This is a genomic window from Methanoregula sp. (genome assembly GCA_026625165.1).
GTDB lineage: Archaea > Halobacteriota > Methanomicrobia > Methanomicrobiales > Methanospirillaceae > MVRE01.
The window spans coordinates 1,155,392-1,171,709 of sequence record CP112999.1; the positions used below are offsets into that span (position 1 = coordinate 1,155,392).

Sequence of the window (16,318 nt, forward strand, 5' to 3'; positions counted from 1 at the left end):
GGGTTTAGGTATTTTTATTCACACTGAATAAAGATAAAATCCTTTTTTGGAATGTTAGCCATACAGCGTCCGTATTTGATTTTTAAAGAGCGGACGTTACATAAATTTCTTTAACATAGACAGCCTCTTTGTTATGGCATAAAAGCGAGGGTTGCCAAGCCAGGTCAAAGGCGCAAGGTTGAGGGCCTTGTCGCGCAGGCGTTCGAGGGTTCAAATCCCTTCCCTCGCATCGTTTCTTATTAAATTTTCACTTTATAGACCATTCATTACGCTGTCTTTTTTAATTTTCTGGATCTTTCAAATAATTTAAAAAAGTTATTGGGAAATTGCCGGAACATCATACGATCCAATGCCGGATTGCAGCTCGCCCTTTGCAATGACCCAGCCGTGGTTCTCTCCAGATATCATGGCGGAGATCGAGTTTGTGTACCGGTTGTACGCAGGTTCGAAAATCTTCCACTCGTTCTTCCCGGTGACCGTAGAGCTGATCTCTACCTTCACGATTTGGGAGGACTCGTAATCCGCGTAAACCGCGCTTTGGTACTGGTGACAGATCCCACCGAACCCTGAGTTTTTGAATTCAGGGCAGCTGACCTCTTTTGATTCCTGTACCGGCCGGAGCACGATATCACTATCCTGTGGAGATTTCGTATCAATGACCTTGCTGGCTCGTGCATCGGAAGAGGCATGTACGCTGAATCCCGCCCCGCCGCCCCCTAAAATGACCGGTGCCTGGATCTTTAACATGGTCGCCTTGCTGGATCCAAGAAGCGTGGTATCCCACCCCACAGGAATCCCTGTAAAGTTCCCGATGCTGAACTGCTCGACAAACGGTGAATTACCATTCGGGTTTGCCGGCACCGGGATAAAGAACGTGACGTTCCGCAACTCCCCGCTCGTTGAGATTGTCAGAGTGTACGAGTACGTGCTGACAAGCGTCCTCCGGTACTCCTTTTCCACGTAGGAACCGTAGAGTGTGGTTCCGGCAAAGATGACAATAATCACAATAAAGATGGAAGCTGCGATTTTGATGATCTTATCCATACTCTCCCCTTTTTTAGAACAAAATGGTCCTGCATTATACACAGGTATTCATCTTTCCATTAATGAAAACCTGTCGGAAATCGACAATTCACACTTTTATCGATAAAGATGAACAAGCAGATTATCGGATGTTTAAGGCACTATACCTTTATCCTGCGGCGTGAAATCATGTTATGATGACAGGTCGGACTACACTCGTCCTCTCTAATGTCACATTGCCGGATGGAAGGGTCGCAGACATTTCCTCTGGCGGGGGATACGTCACCCATATCGGTTCGGCGCAATCGTGCGATCGAATTATTGATTGCACAGGTCTTCTGGCACTCCCGGGTGCAATCGACATGCATGTCCATATGCGCGGGGGCAAGCAGTCTGCAAAAGAGGACTGGCAGACCGGCAGCCAGAGTGCCCTTGCGGGAGGTGTGACGGTTGTTGTTGATCAACCAAATACCGTCCCACCGGTTACCTCCCCCATGGCACTACAGGACCGGGTCCAAGATGCAAAGGAACATTCTCTCTGCCATTTTGGAATTAACAGCGGGGTAAATGCCAAAACCTCTCTTGAAATGATGTGGCAGGCAGGAGCGCTCGCGTTCGGGGAGATCTTTTTTGCTCCATCAAGTTATGGAGAGGCGATTGGAAAAGAAACACTTATACAGGTATTTGAAAGGATCTCGTCGCTGGGGGCACTTGCAACCATTCATGCCGAAATGATCTCTCCCGTACCGGATCAGGACCTTCGATCTCATGACCGGGCCCGCTCATCTGATGGAGAGACCGAGGCGGTCAGAACCGTGAATCAATGCAACAGATCCAGGTGCAGGGTGCATTTCTGCCATCTTTCATCGTCCGCTTCAATTGAAGCCGCATCAGGTTCAGTGGAAGTGACACCACACCACCTCTTTCTATCACAGGACTCCTTTGATCCCTCAAGTGCATTTGGCAAGGTAAACCCCCCTTTGCGCACTGAAAACCAGAGGAGAGATTTATGGAAAAGATGGGAACGCATCGATGTGATCGCTTCCGACCATGCTCCCCATACGGCAGATGAAAAACATACGGCATTTCCTGACGCACCTGCGGGCATCCCAGGAGTTGAAACCATGATGCCCCTCCTTGTTGCAAAGGTTATTGAACGGAAAATATCAGTTCTATCGCTGGCCAAGAAAACATCGTTTACCCCCGCAAATCTTCTCGGTATTCCTAAGGCGGGATTTTCCATTGGCAATCGCGCGGATTATGCCTTATTTCCCAAATCACCGGTACGGATTACCATAGATACCCTTCACAGCAAATGCGGATGGACCCCCTATGAAGATCAAATGGCCGTATTCCCAGATACGGTTATCATGGGAGGAGAACCGGTTTATCACAAGAGGGAATTTCTGGAAGGTTCACCCGCATGGTTCCCGGGAGCCGGTTATCGTTATACAGGACAATAACTCCCTGGAAGATACCACCCCAAAAACATAAATATTGGAGGCGCACAGGTGAGATGGTGCCGAGATAAGCGCTTCCATAGGTCCCCGGGTGATCGATTGGCGGATGCCTGGATGTGATCCATGGGACAACCCGGTTGCGCGACAGGCACTGCCCGGCAGAGGGTTAATTCATAGGTGATGAACGGCAGCATGCCACAGGTGATCCACGTGTGTTAATGCCGGGCAACATTCTCTTTCTTATAAAGGTGACCCGTGATGCCATCATGTGCTGACGCGATATCCAATACAAAGAACGGTATTATCATCACAATTGAAGTTACAGCAGGAAGTAGGTCCAATACTTTTCCAGCCGGATTTAACAGATGGAGAAAAGCTATCGGGTGCCGGGTGACTGCTCCCGCACTGGAGGGAAGAGCAAACCGGGCAGTTATTGCTGTGATTGCAAAAATGCTGGAGATTCCCGAAAGCACAGTCCATATACAATCTGGCGCCACTTCACCGGTTAAGAAAATTCTCATTGAAGGGATGAGTAAGCCTCATATTGTTTTATGGCTCGAGTCCCTGCTTGACTCCTGAACCCTTCAATTCAATTATAAAACTTGTTAGTTTATGGATATCCTTTAAGTAATTTTACACAAAATATATTTTTTATACCTATGATCAGGCATTTCATTCATCGCATGATCCATGGGGGTGCGTTTACTTGTATTCACCGGATACTACCAAGTACCTTATTCATATCAACCTCACCGCTGAGGGGGTGGTCGAGAAACCCGATGTAGTTGGTGCCATATTCGGCCAGACTGAAGGGTTACTCGGCGAAGACCTTGACCTGCGTGATCTCCAAAGGACCGGACGTGTCGGAAGAATTGACGTCCAGATAACAAGCAAGAAAGGCGAGACAAAGGGAGAGATCATGATCTCCACATCCCTTGACCGGGCAGAGACTGCAATCCTTGCCGCTTCGCTTGAGACCATTGACCGGGTCGGACCCTGCGTTGCTCGCGTAACCGTTGGTTCAATCGAGGACATACGTGTCAGCAAGCGTAAAAAGATTGTGAACCGGGCAAAAGAGATCCTGATTGAACGGTTTGATGACGGTACTATTGACAGTAATGAACTTCTCGACGATGTGCGGCAGAGCCTTCGTATTGAAAAGATCGGCTCGATTGGCGAAGAGAAGATGCCATCAGGACCAAACGTGCTGGACTCGGACGCAATCATCATTGTTGAGGGAAGGGCGGATGTTTTAAATCTGCTCCGTTTTGGGATCAAGAATGCCGTAGCGGTTGAAGGGACCAATATCCCAAAAACCGTCATTGACCTGTGCGAGAAGAAGACTGCAACTGCATTTTTTGACGGGGACCGCGGTGGTGAACTTATTCTCCGCGAACTGTTGCAGGTGGCAGATATTGATTTTGTTGCTTTCTCCCCGCGCGCAAAAAGCGTGGAGGACATGACCCGCAAAGAGGTGATCAAGACCCTCCGTAATAAGGTGCCTGTCGAATACATCCGCGAACATTATTTCGAAGACAGCGCCGAACTTCCCCCGGATCTCAAACTGGGGCGTGGGGGAGAAGATTTGGCATCACCTGAAAAAAGTGCAAAAATCTTCTCCACCGGAAAACGGGCACGGGAATCTGCACACCGGATACCCCAGACTCTGCGGGACCATATGGATGATGTGAGGGGTCAGCACCTCGCACGGTTCCTTTCTTCAGACCTTATCATCATGCGGGAGATCAATTCTGATGAGATTGAGAAAGCGGTAGAGACTATTGATGACACGGTAACCGGGCTCGTGGTCGACCGCTCAGTTGACCAGAGACTGCTTGACCGTTTGGTGGTGAAGGGGGTGGAATATGTCGCTGCCCGGGATTTCAAAGGAATCATTAAACGCCCGTTGAATATCAGGCTTATGAAAATAGGTTCATAGTCTTTTACCCAGACAAATTATTTAACATCAGGTACACTACGCTGATCTCCGGATGTGGTACGATGCACAAAGAAGAACTAATCCAGCTTCATCAGATGCTCTACGACGTCAAAACCTATCTAGAAACATTAAATCCGAATCTGAAATTCACCCAATATCTGTCACTGAAGATCACACCCTCCCAGCAGCACAAGAGCAAGATGGAGCACAAATACGCCATTTTTGTGCTCGGAACTGAAATTGCCAATGCCATGAAGGATGTGGATTACACTTCATCAAGCCGTATATCTGCACGGATGAAGGAGCTTGCCGATAAGGCATTAAAAGAGATGGAATATTCATAATCCATTATCTCCCTTTTTTGCCTGATACCATTTTTAAAAATTTTTCTACAATTTTTTTTAGGGCATATCTTAAAATTTTTGAAAATTCGATTAACGGATATGAAATATTTTACGGGCACCGATAAAGGACTCGATCTCAAACAGGTTAATTCCGCTGTTGAGCATGCATTTGCCGATCACGGGAACGGCCTTGTCCGTATGCCCCCCAAGATGTATGTAATGCTCCCACAGGGGGATTTCCGGACGATGCCCGCTTACCTTCCCTCTCTGGGCGTTGCCGGTGTTAAGGTTGTTAACGTCCATCCCCATAATCCTGAAAGGGGATTACCCACAGTTATGGCGCTCACAATCATCCTTGATATTCCGACGGGAAAACCGGAGGCAATCATCAACGCAACCCAGCTCACCGATATGAGGACAGGAGCTGCAGGTGCAATCGCGTGTAAGTATCTTTCTCCAAAAAAAGAAGTTGTTATGGGGCTTATCGGAACCGGCAGACAGGCTCAGGCGCAGGTAGCTGCCATTGAGCAGGAGATTGCAATCAGCGAGATACTAGTATGGAGCAGGAATCCTTTGCATGCCGAGCGGTTCTCAACCAGTATAAAAGGGATCGATTGCCATAGTGCATCCATCGAACGTACTTGTGATTGCGATGTTCTGGTAACGACGACCCCCTCAAAGGAACCGGTGGTAATGAGCGATCTTGTTCACGAAGGGACGCATATCAATGCCATCGGAGCAGATGCCCCGGGGAAGGAAGAGCTGGACCCGGCGCTGCTTTCGCGTGCTTCCGTCTTTGTTGATGATATCGCGCAGGCTGTCCATTCAGGAGAGATCAACGTTCCCATTAAAAAAGGGCTGTTTACAGAAGAGAATATTTCCGGTACCCTTGGAGAAGTAGTGATTGGGAGAAAAAAGCGGAGGCGGCCTGAAGAGATAACAATCTTTGATTCAACTGGGCTTGCAATCCAGGACCTTGCGATAGCAAAGATCGCGATGATGCATGGGACAGCTATCGTGCTGCCATTTCCCTGAATAAACAAAAAGGAAAAATTATTTTGTTTTTTTAGCAAATTTTTTCCAGACCTGTTCCCGGTACACTGGACCGCTGTTGTATGTGCAGAAGGGAATGAGCCTGCCATCCGGTGTTGCATAATGGATGCAGCACCGCTGAACACGTTCGAGGTCGTAGTTGTACCGGTCCATGAAGTGCATGGTACCGATAAAGAGCGCATTCCAGTGAAATTCCCTGAGAGCATCAAAGTTCTGCCCGATCAGTGTCTTTCCAATCAACTTCCAGAACTCAGCAGTATTGCTCTGATCACCTTTCTTCACAGAGTCATGAAGGTTTTTAACGCCCTCGATCAATGCCTTGTATTTGTTGATGGTCCCGCCTTTTTTCAGGGTATCTGCCATTTTTTCAATCGATTCAAAAAGGCTCTCGACATCAACCATTCGGTTTACGGTAACCATTCCATCCTTGGTAATAAAGACATACGTGGCCGCCCCACAGTGCTGGTGAGCAGTAAACCTGACCTGAGGCTTCCCGGTGTATGACTCAGCAAGGTCAGAGAACGGCAGGACGCAGGGGACCGGATAAAAATCATCCTTTTTAATAATGCCATGCGTCTGTGCCTCGATTCCGCTTAATACTTCAGGAATGGTAATTCGAGATTTTTTAATGTCATCGTCACTTGCTGCACCCGTAAACGCGACTGGCTGGAAATTGACGCCGCGCACAACAGAGATATGATCGGCAGCAAACCGGATTATTGCTCCAAGCTCCCCGTCATTTTTTCCACGTATAACGGTGGGCACGAGAACGCACCCGAGACCGACGTTCTGAAGATTCTCAATCGCCTTTTTATGCATTTTTAAGAGGGGGTTGGTCTTTTGGGAAATTCCATCAAAGTGGAGGTATAATGTGTTCAGCCCTGCCTCTTTAAGTTCGCGGACATATTCAGGTTCTTCTGCTATCCTGACACCATTTGTGGCTATTTGTACCTGTGGAAACCCCATCTCTTTTGCCTTTTTGATGATCTCAACGAGATCTCCACGCATTGTGGGCTCTCCTCCGGAAAACTGGACTGCGGGAGCAGGTACCGGTTTTTCAGAGCGTAGCAGACTCATCATCCTGACTACATCATCAAAGGAGGGCTCATATTCAAAGCCGCATGCCCGGGCATTCGCAAAGCAGAAATCGCAGTCGAGGTTGCAACGGTTCGTCAGGTCTATATTTGCAAGAAGGGTCTGCGAATGGTGGTGATTGCATAATCCGCAAGATGAAGGACAAAGGTCATCGGGGACAATGTTCTGGGGGTTTGATACCCCGGTTCCTACTGCATCGTATCGTTCGAACCGGTGATACATGACAGGATCAGACCAGTAAATGTTCCGGAATGCCCCGTGCTCTTTGCATGTACGCTTCAGCCAGATCTTCCCCTCTTCCTCAACGATATCCGCCGAAATTACGGAGTTGCATACGGGGCAGAGACTTTTTGTACGTTTGATGAACATCCATGTCCCCCTGTCATCTGTATTTTGTCAGGAAACCAGATGGAGTAACTTTAATGTTGGTATCTGCTGTTTATTACAGGTATTGGAGTGCTACATTATTAGTATTGAGTTCTTCATATTACCATTGTTCTCGGCGATTTGGATTATGCTGCCCGCGTACGTCCCCAACCCGGTTGCTGCATTGTGTGGAGGAGGGACTCCTGTGGACTTTGGAAAGACCTCTTCTGACAACCGCCGTATCCTCGGCAATGGCAAAACATACCGTGGCCTCTTTTTTGGAATTCTTGCAGGTATCGGGATCGGCCTTCTGCAGATCTGGCTCTCGAACACTTTCGGTTTACCCGAACTCCCCCGACACACCCCTCTCTCAATTACGCTTCTTGCATCCGGTGCACTAATCGGAGATATGTGCAAGAGTTATTTTAAACGAAGACTCGGTAAGGAGCGGGGCGAGAAATGGCCGATTGCCGACCAGTATGACCTCGTCATTGGCGCCTTCATCCTTATGCTTGTATTTGATCCTTCGTGGCTTTTTACAAATGTGACGCTTCTTACCTTCATCATTATCCTGATTCTCACCCCAATCCTTCACAGGGTTGTCAATATGGTCGGTTATTTTATCGGAGTTAAAGAGGTACCATGGTGAACCGGATTGCAGACATGCTCATACAATTCAAGGCAGTTGAGTTCGGCGACTTCACGCTTGCCTCAGGTGCAAAAAGCCCGTATTATATCGATGTTAAATCAGCGGCAACAAACCCGGAACTTCTTGTTTCTATCGCAGCGGCAATTGCAGAGTCATCTGAGTTTGAGATGGTGGCTGGCGTGGCAATCGGGGGTATCCCCCTTGCTGTGGCAACAGGAATCTTCACCAAAAAACCGTATGCAATCATTCGCGCTTCGGAAAAAGGCCACGGTAAAAAGAATACTATCATCGGAGACGTAAAGAAAAAGACAATCCTTCTTGTCGAAGATGTCACAACATCCGGGAGCTCCGCGCTTTATGGAGTTGAGGTATTGAGGGGCGCCGGAGCCCGGTGCGAAAGGGTTGTCACCGTGGTTGACCGTGGCCAGGGGGCAGAAGAAATGCTCTCGTTGCACGGCATCCAGCTTGTACCTCTTGTGAGGATTGTGGAACTGCTTTAAGCATAAGAAATTTTTAGAAAGGGATCGTAGATATGGACATGAAAATCCTCGTGGTCGGCGGAGGTGGGCGCGAGCATGCCATCGCATCCTCACTTTCCCGTACCAGCGGGGTCAATCTGTTTTCGGTCATGACAAAAAAAAACCCGGGCATCTTAGGGTTGGCAAAAAAAACTCTCCTTCACAAAGAGACCGATGTTCCTGCAGTGATCCGGTTTGCCAGGGACATCCGCGCTGATTATGCATTTATCGGACCAGAAGCCCCGCTTGAGGCAGGTCTGGTTGATGCACTTGAACATGAGGGCGTGGCATGTATCGGCCCAAGTCGTGCAGCAGCGAGACTTGAGACTGATAAAGGGTTCTGCCGTGAAATGATGGAGCGGCACAAGGTTGCCGGTTGTCCCAAATACCGCATATGCCATAGCGTTGATGATGCTGTCTCGTTTGTCAAAAATTTTGGAGGTGACCTTGCGATAAAACCGATCGGGCTCACTGGCGGTAAAGGAGTGCGGATTATGGGCGAACAGGTCGACATGGCTGGTGCAATTACTTATATTCAGCAACTGGGCGGAAACGTTATCCTCGAGGAGCGGTTGATTGGTGAGGAATTTACCCTGCAGGCATTTGTTGACGGAACGCACCTTGTCCCTATGCCTCTTGTCCAAGACCATAAACGTGCATTTGAAGGCGATATGGGACCAAACACCGGGGGCATGGGGTCGTATTCCATGCCGGACCACATGCTGCCTTTTGTGAACAAATCTGACTATATCACTTCCCTCAGTATTATGAAATCTGTGGTTACAATGATGAAAAAGATTGGACAACCCTACAAAGGAATACTATATGGGCAATTCATGAACACCACAGAAGGCCCCAAAGTCATAGAGTTCAATGCACGGTTTGGAGATCCCGAAGCAATGAACGTACTCTCGCTCTTGACATCGGACCTTGTGGATATCGTCACGGATATCGCCGGGGAGACGCTCTCATCGGCAAAGGTGACGTTTGCCCATGCAGCTACCGTCTGCAAGTATATAGTCCCGGAAGGCTATCCCGATGCTCCTCATGCAGGTGACAGGCTTACCCTTGGCACGACAGGTTCAGCCCTGCTTTATTATGCCAATGTTGATGAAAAAAACGGACAACTGTTTACCCAGACCTCAAGGACACTCGCTTTCGTTGGTGTGGGTTCAACTCTTATTGAGGCAGAGGAGAAAGCTGAACGTGCGGCATCATCTGTGACCGGACGCATCCGGTACCGCAAAGATATAGGAACAACCGATCTCCTCAAAAAGCGATGTACCCATATGGAGGAGCTGCGATGAAGAAGGATTTTATCTCGATTCTTGACATTTCGGAGGATGAACTAAAAAGTATCCTTTCTGATGCAATGCATTTAAAAAAGCTCAGAAAGGCCGGGACCCCCCATGAATTCCTGAAAGGAAAAAGCCTTGCCATGATCTTTGAAAAATCTTCGACAAGGACCCATATCTCCTTTGAAGTCGGAATGAATGAACTGGGAGGACATGCCCTTTTTCTCTCGACTCGGGACCTGCAGATCGGGAGGGGCGAAGAGATCCGGGACACCGCACGTGTTGCCTCTCGCTATGTATCAGCAGTGATGATCCGCGCATACAAGCAGAGCACTATCGAGGAGTTCGCACGGTATGCGACCATACCGGTCATCAATGGTCTTTCAGACCGGGAACACCCCTGCCAGCTCCTTGCAGACATCATGACCATAAACGAGCACTTTAAAGAAATGAAAGGATTGCGGGTCGCGTGGGTAGGTGACGGTAACAATGTCTGCAACTCCTTCATCCTCTCATCAGCCCTGACCGGTATGGATGTGTACGTGGCAAGTCCAAATGGATACACCCCGAAAAAAGATGTCCTCGATCATGCTAGAGAGATCGGAGGCAAGATACATGTATCACGGTCACCTCAAGATGCTGTCAGGGATGCAGATATTATCGTAACCGATACGTGGGTATCAATGGGTGATGAGGATAAACACGATGAACGGATCAAGGCATTTTCCGGATATACTGTAGATGAACACCTGATACGGCTCGCATCTTCTGATGTCCGGGTGCTCCATTGCCTCCCCGCCCATCGTGGAGAGGAGATCAGCGACGGGGTCATTGATGGGAACCAGAGCCTTGTCTGGGATGAAGCGGAAAACCGGCTGCACGCACAAAAAGCCCTGTTATTATCGCTCCTCAAAAAAAGTTAGGGGATTTACAATTGATCAGGCTGGTCTGATAAAATCATCCAGCCGTTGGAGCAGAAATTTTTCAACCTGCTCCATAACTTCACGTTTGCCACGAAATGCAAGGAGCTCGCGTTCATCCCCTTCCATATTTGCAAACCGCATCCGTTCCTTTCGTTCCACTATCTGGACATCAAATTTTTTCATCACTTCAACGATGATTGAACGCGGCACCCCTGGCGGGATGAGCACATCAAACAGAGGTTCTGATTTAAGGTCGTCTGCCATATTTCTTACCAGCCTTATTTTCCAATTTTTATCCTTCGGTTCATAATGCAGGGGCCACCCCGCACACCCCCGACAGGATTTTTTGGTTTTCCCAGCGAGTTCATGCACCTGCCCATGAGCGCGGCGCCACGGGCAAGTCCGTCATCGACAAAGACCAGATGGTCGATTGGGTCGTCAAAGAGGTCGCGTTCAATAATTCCCTCAAGAATATAATCCGGTTTTCTACCGGATATCGCTGCCCTCCCGGTGAACCCTATGGAGGAATTACGGGGCACAAGATTCTGATCCACGGCCACATCGATGAGGCGCAGTGCCATCCTTGCACAGACGCGGTCCACTACCTCATTCAATGTTGCGAGGTTATATTTCTTATAAATTTCCGAGCCAAGCAAAACAAGCCGATCAAGGTCGCTGCTGTTTACTCCGCAATCGCACCCGATCATCGCAATACCGGACTCCTGCGCGAGCTTCGCATTCACCGGCACCCTCCCGAAACGGTCGCGGTCCGGAGGAACAATTCGAATATCGATATACTTATGGCTTTGTTCAACATACTCGTCCACCACCTTACGGTTACCACCTCTGAACAGTCCGCCCGATACACTGTGCTCCCCAAAGACATCGAGCGCGGTGCCAGTTCTCTGATGGACAAGCCCAGTTCCCCGCACGATTGCATCCGGGATAGCACCTGCGAGTCCGCAGAAATTTCCAATTGTCTTGGCAAACGGGTTTTGTGCGTCAGGAGCTATATCGCTGGTAATCCTCCCGTCAAGAGTTGTGCCAAAATCTATTGAAACACAGGGATTACGGAAATCCACGGCAGTCCATTTTGCACCTTCCTTGATCCCTGCCATCGCAAGTTCCCCCTCCATCTCGTTTGCAACCATTTCAACCCCGGTCGAGCCAACTGGAGGGATCACTCCGGCAACTGCGCCAACAAAGACCACCTTGTCTGCAAAACTGAATGGCTGTAGCTTTTCAGACTGGTTTTCTTTTGACATCGGCGGCGTCATTTTCCGGGGCGGGACACCTGCAATCAGGCAGCCGTTTGCCAGGGCGATAACAAAATCACCTACCTGATCAGGGGATTCCATTTCCGCAACCACACCGGTACTGCGGACAACAAAATCCAGATCCGTATTCACATCAAGGTGGGCTTCCTCATGGCACTTGAGCAGGGTGTCCCGCACCAGTTCTGTCACAGATTCCCGTGTCAGTTCGGTTCCGTCCAGCGTCTCACCAAATATTGTCTCACCGGGTTTTGGCTTGCGGATATCCCGTGACATGCTCACGTGTTTATTGATAACATATGACATCCCGGTTTCGAGGTTTACACCGGTGAGGATGCATTTGGTAGTCGTATTACCCATTTCTACGGATGCCACAATAAAATAAGGTTTATTTTTATATTCGGGAAACATCATCCCTGGGCCATGGACGATTGAGGGAGGAGGGGGGCTCTGGACAATATGGGGTTTTGGTTTGATGAAGCGACTAAAAAAACTCGCGCACATAGTAACCGATTTTGATTGTATCTTGTTATAATTTTCTATTCGATAAGACAGATGAAAAAGGTCGAAAATCGCACAAATTCTTTGCCAGGGCAAATTTCATCCATTTTATAATCCTCCTTGTCCTTCAAACGCAAAGCATTAACATATCAAAACACCATGAAAGGGTAACGGCAGTCAATTCCTGTCGAGAAGGAGGGAAAACGATGGTGACACTAACTTCGGAAATGAAAGAAGTATTTGCCAAGAATAAACCTTATGCTATTGCCACAGCATCTAAAAACGGGATCCCCAATGTAGCACCGATGAGCACGGTGCAGCTTGTCGCTGATGATACGATCTGGATAGGGGACAACTACATGGTAAAGACGCTTGCAAATGTGAAGGAAAATCCCCATATGGCGCTCTATGTATGGGACCCTGAAAAGAAGCGTTGTTTCCAGATCAAGGGAACCGTCACCGTGAATACCAGTGGCCCTGATTATGAAAAAATCAAGGCGCAGATAAAAGCAAAGGGGCCTCACTATCCTGCAAAGGGATTACTGATCTTAAAGATTACTGAAATATTCGATTGTACTCCCGGACCAACCGCTGGGAAAAAAGTAGCTTGATTTTTATTTTTTATTTTTAGCTCTTTTATTTCTCATACCCTGCACCATACGTGCCTGTATACCATAGTACTGGGAAACACCGATTGCATGGCACTGGTCAAGTGAGGTGCTGTCAAACGAGACCATATCATCTGAATACAGCGCATCCGGCGAACTCCTGCCAAGAACGCGGACACTGCCCTTAAATAATCCGATATCAACAGTCCCGTTTACCCGCTCCTGTGTTGTGTCGATAAAAGAATTGAGTGCAAGATACAAAGGTTCGTACACCAGTCCCATATATGCAAGTTCTGACCACTTGTCATCCACCATGCGTTTGAACGCGAGTTCCTCACGGCTGAGTACAAGGCCTTCAAGGTCCCGGTGGGCTGTCAGGATTACAGTTGCTGCGGGATGTTCATAGTTTTCCCGTGCTTTAAGACCAAGGATCCGGTCCTCAATCATGTCATTCCGGCCGATGCCGTGTTTGCCTGCAACCGCGTTTAAGTGCTCAATGAGGTCATATCCCTTCATCTTTTTCCCATTCACCGCAACAGGAACCCCACGTTCAAACGAAATTTTGATAGTTTCCGGTGTATCAGGGGCTTTTTGCGGGGATACTGTCCACAGATAGATTTCTTCAGGGGGATGGTATGCCGGATCTTCCAGTCTGCCACCTTCAATGCTCCGGCTCCAGCAGTTCTCATCCATACTCCATATCTTGCCTTTTTTTACAGGCACTGGTATCTTGTGTTGTTTTGCATACTCAATCTCCCAGTCCCTGGTCAGATTCAGTTCCCGTATAGGTGCAACCACGTCCAGTCCGGCTCCCCGGATTATAAAATCAAACCGAAGCTGATCATTGCCTTTTCCTGTACACCCATGCGCAACTGCCGCGGCTCCTTCTTTTTTCGCGATACTCACAACTTCTTCTGCTATCAGCGGGCGCGTAAGTGATGTGCCCATCGGATAGCCTTCGTAAGAACCATTTGCCTTAATAGCGGGAAAAATATGGTTTTTGACAAACTTCTCCCGTGCATCGATGGTATAGTGTTTGTCTGCAAGTTTTTCTCCTTTTTCTGCTGCTATTCTGATCTCCTCATCCCGTTGCCCGACATGCACCGCAACAGTTATGATACGATCATAATCATATCTCTCCCTTAACAGAGGTATGCAGATAGATGTATCAAGCCCGCCGGAATATGCAAGAACAATAGTCCCTTTTGACATAGATCAACCCAAAATACATGATTTTTAATAGTTAATAATCCCACTTTTTTTTAAAAAAAAGGGAAACAACAGAATAAAAATTTTGATTTTTAAATTATTGCACGGTTATGGTTCCCTTAAACGCGCCGTTGGTAGTTGAAATCCAGTCGTAGGTCCCTGTCTTGTCAAATGTGTAACTGAACGAGCCTCCAGTGTAAATAGCCGGGGATGTAAACAAACCCTCTACTTTGATGATATTTTCCCGTGCCATCATCTGATTTACCCATTCAACTTTAGTTCCTTTCTTAACAACAACCGTACCGGAAGGGTCTACAGTATTATAATTGGTCAATTTAATGGTGACAACGATCTGAGGGGTAGGAGTTGCTGTTGGTGCAGCAGTTGTATTTACCGGGGCGGGGGCTGCTGTGGTCACTGCTGCTGTTGGTACAGCAGTGGTTTCCACTGCTGTTGGTGCAGCAGTGGGTGCGGCAGTCGCCGGGGGTGTGGCAGGTTGCGAAGTACATCCACAGAGCAGAATCCCGACAAACAGGATCATCAGGACAACAAGTAATTTCTTCATGCATCTCTTTTTTGTTATTTCGGTATATAAGCATATTCAATTCTCATCAGGTAACCAACATAATCCCTGACATAAACTCCCTATTCAGGATGCTAAAAAATGCAGAATTGAACATTAAAAAGGATAAACAACGAAAAATTTTTAATTATTTATTTTAATATAAATGCTTGAGCTTCCCGATAACACGATCGACCTGCCCCACAGCCGTCCCGATATATGTATCAGGAGACAGTAACCGCTCGAGGTCCTGTTTTGAGCAGTACCGCATCACTATGCTATCCACCGCAAGCACCATCGCAAGCGGCCGGTTTTCGGCAAGCGCCTGCATGCTCGCAAGACGCACCCGTTCGTGGGCGTCCTGCCGGTTCATACCCTTTTTGGTGAGCTCGATCATGACCGATTCTGCCATATTGATACCCTGCAGAAGCGCGAGGTTTTTGCGGATCGCAGCACGGTTGATCAAGAGCCCTTCTAGCACAGTTGTCATCAGCTGGAGACAATGATCGGTGAGGATCGAGGCTTCGGGAAAGAGCACACGCTCGCACGAGGAGTTGGTAAGGTCACGCTCGTCCCAGAGTGTATTATTCGCAAGCGCCGGTCCAACCGCAGACCGGATGATACGTGCCAGTCCGCAGACCTGCTCGGACCTGATCGGGTTGCGCTTGTGCGGCATTGTGGATGAGCCCACCTGCTTTGCTCCAAATGCTTCCTCAACCTCCCCGATCTCTGTGCGCTGGAGAGAGCGCAGTTCAATGCCGATCTTGTCAAGTGTTGTCGCCACACCGGCACAGAACATGAAATATTCCGCGTACCGGTCACGGGATATGACCTGGTTGGAGACGTCCACCGCACCTATCCCCAGATTTGCCATCATCGTTGCCTGGACCTCTATACCTTGTGAACCAAGTGCCGCCTGAGTGCCAACGGCACCGGTCATCTGCCCGACAACCACACGGGAGCGCATCTGGTCGAGCCTTTCGATATGCCTGCCGACTTCGCTCGCCCAGATTGCAAACCGGAGCCCGTAGGTCGTCGGGACTCCATGCTGCCCGTGCGTCCTGCCGATAGCAACAAGCGTCTTTGTCTCGTCCGCACGCCGCAGCAGGACCTTGAGGAGCCGACGGAGCTTTTCATCGATCAGGTCGAGCGTTTGCCTGAGCTGAAGACCGGTTGCCGTATCAAGGATATCGTTTGAAGTTGCACCGTAATGCACCCACCCGCCGCCATCCCCGCATACCTCAGAAATCGCCCTGACGATTGCCATCATGTCATGGCTGATATCTGATTCAATCTCTTTGGCTCGTGCAAGCGATGCCCTGCCTGCATTCTGCGCGATCGCGTCGGCAGCAGATGAAGGGATCATCCCCTGTTCTGCTTCAGCCTGCGCGAGCGCAACCTCGGCAGCTACGATGCATGAAAACCGGTTCTCTTCGCTCCAGACAGCGCGCATCTCTGCTGTGCCGTAACGCTCCTCGATGGGGTGGACTGCCATGTGA

General features: G+C 48.8%; 17 protein-coding genes and 1 tRNA gene. 11 read left to right on the plus strand and 7 right to left on the minus strand.

Translation table 11 applies throughout. From position 1 onward, the window contains the following. Window positions 1–144 precede the first annotated feature (144 nt). Window positions 145–229: transfer RNA gene (locus OS112_06070), tRNA-Leu, on the plus strand. An 86-nt stretch (window positions 230–315) separates the two neighbouring features. On the opposite strand, the gene OS112_06075 is transcribed toward OS112_06070, so the two are convergent. Continuing rightward, on the minus strand, window positions 316–1,044 hold the full coding sequence (locus OS112_06075) for a hypothetical protein (protein ID WAC04040.1): 729 nt from the start codon (window positions 1,042–1,044) through the stop codon (window positions 316–318). A 173-nt stretch (window positions 1,045–1,217) separates the two neighbouring features. On the opposite strand from OS112_06075, the gene pyrC reads away from it, so the two are divergent. From pyrC to OS112_06100, 5 genes are all read left to right on the plus strand, one after another. After that, window positions 1,218–2,486: a dihydroorotase gene (pyrC, locus tag OS112_06080; protein ID WAC04041.1), complete on the plus strand. Its 1,269-nt coding sequence runs from the start codon at window positions 1,218–1,220 to the stop codon at window positions 2,484–2,486. Window positions 2,487–2,741: 255 nt separating this feature from the next. Continuing rightward, the gene (locus tag OS112_06085; GenBank protein WAC04042.1) at window positions 2,742–3,062 is read left to right on the plus strand and encodes a DUF167 domain-containing protein; all 321 of its coding nucleotides are present in this window, start codon (window positions 2,742–2,744) and stop codon (window positions 3,060–3,062) included. Between the two features lie 127 nt (window positions 3,063–3,189). Next, window positions 3,190–4,422: a DNA primase DnaG gene (dnaG, locus tag OS112_06090; GenBank protein ID WAC04043.1), complete on the plus strand. Its 1,233-nt coding sequence runs from the start codon at window positions 3,190–3,192 to the stop codon at window positions 4,420–4,422. A 62-nt stretch (window positions 4,423–4,484) separates the two neighbouring features. Beyond that, window positions 4,485–4,766 carry a UPF0058 family protein gene (locus OS112_06095; protein WAC04044.1) on the plus strand — a complete coding sequence of 94 codons (282 nt, stop codon included), beginning with the start codon at window positions 4,485–4,487 and terminating at the stop codon, window positions 4,764–4,766. Window positions 4,767–4,865: 99 nt separating this feature from the next. Then, window positions 4,866–5,801 (plus strand): ornithine cyclodeaminase family protein, encoded by a 936-nt coding sequence (locus OS112_06100; GenBank protein ID WAC04045.1) that lies wholly within the window; start codon window positions 4,866–4,868, stop codon window positions 5,799–5,801. Between the two features lie 18 nt (window positions 5,802–5,819). On the opposite strand, the gene OS112_06105 is transcribed toward OS112_06100, so the two are convergent. After that, window positions 5,820–7,283 (minus strand): radical SAM protein, encoded by a 1,464-nt coding sequence (locus OS112_06105; GenBank protein WAC04046.1) that lies wholly within the window; start codon window positions 7,281–7,283, stop codon window positions 5,820–5,822. A 145-nt stretch (window positions 7,284–7,428) separates the two neighbouring features. Here OS112_06105 and OS112_06110 point away from each other — a divergent pair, with 145 nt between their 5' ends. Genes OS112_06110 through argF form a run of 4 tightly spaced genes read left to right on the plus strand, consistent with a single transcriptional unit; the run spans window position 7,429 to window position 10,665 of the window. After that, entirely contained in the window at window positions 7,429–7,929 is a 501-nt protein-coding gene (locus OS112_06110; GenBank protein WAC04047.1) for a CDP-2,3-bis-(O-geranylgeranyl)-sn-glycerol synthase, read from the plus strand. Then, window positions 7,923–8,429: an orotate phosphoribosyltransferase gene (gene pyrE, locus OS112_06115; GenBank protein WAC04048.1), complete on the plus strand. Its 507-nt coding sequence runs from the start codon at window positions 7,923–7,925 to the stop codon at window positions 8,427–8,429. The genes OS112_06110 and pyrE overlap by 7 nt, the downstream gene beginning before the upstream one ends. A 32-nt stretch (window positions 8,430–8,461) precedes the next feature. Beyond that, window positions 8,462–9,754, plus strand: a complete 1,293-nt coding sequence (gene purD / locus OS112_06120) for a phosphoribosylamine--glycine ligase (protein ID WAC04049.1) — start codon at window positions 8,462–8,464, stop codon at window positions 9,752–9,754. Continuing rightward, window positions 9,751–10,665, plus strand: coding sequence for an ornithine carbamoyltransferase (gene argF / locus OS112_06125; protein ID WAC04050.1), 915 nt, complete (start codon window positions 9,751–9,753; stop codon window positions 10,663–10,665). The genes purD and argF overlap by 4 nt, the downstream gene beginning before the upstream one ends. A gap of 15 nt (window positions 10,666–10,680) precedes the next feature. Here argF and OS112_06130 read toward each other — a convergent pair whose 3' ends face one another. Beyond that, complete coding sequence (locus OS112_06130) at window positions 10,681–10,929, minus strand: hypothetical protein (protein ID WAC04051.1); 249 nt, start codon at window positions 10,927–10,929, stop codon at window positions 10,681–10,683. A 14-nt stretch (window positions 10,930–10,943) separates the two neighbouring features. Further along, window positions 10,944–12,443 (minus strand): methanogenesis marker 14 protein, encoded by a 1,500-nt coding sequence (locus tag OS112_06135; protein ID WAC04052.1) that lies wholly within the window; start codon window positions 12,441–12,443, stop codon window positions 10,944–10,946. Window positions 12,444–12,646: 203 nt separating this feature from the next. Here OS112_06135 and OS112_06140 point away from each other — a divergent pair, with 203 nt between their 5' ends. After that, a complete protein-coding gene (locus tag OS112_06140) occupies window positions 12,647–13,051 on the plus strand; it encodes a pyridoxamine 5'-phosphate oxidase family protein (protein WAC04053.1) in 405 nt (134 codons plus the stop codon). A 3-nt stretch (window positions 13,052–13,054) separates the two neighbouring features. On the opposite strand, the gene OS112_06145 is transcribed toward OS112_06140, so the two are convergent. The 3 genes from OS112_06145 to purB form a co-directional block, all read right to left on the minus strand. Beyond that, the gene (locus OS112_06145) at window positions 13,055–14,260 is read right to left on the minus strand and encodes an argininosuccinate synthase (protein WAC04054.1); all 1,206 of its coding nucleotides are present in this window, start codon (window positions 14,258–14,260) and stop codon (window positions 13,055–13,057) included. 94 nt (window positions 14,261–14,354) lie between these two features. Beyond that, a complete protein-coding gene (locus OS112_06150; GenBank protein ID WAC04055.1) occupies window positions 14,355–14,822 on the minus strand; it encodes a hypothetical protein in 468 nt (155 codons plus the stop codon). 154 nt (window positions 14,823–14,976) lie between these two features. Continuing rightward, window positions 14,977–16,314, minus strand: coding sequence for an adenylosuccinate lyase (gene purB, locus OS112_06155; protein ID WAC04056.1), 1,338 nt, complete (start codon window positions 16,312–16,314; stop codon window positions 14,977–14,979). Window positions 16,315–16,318 lie beyond the last annotated feature (4 nt).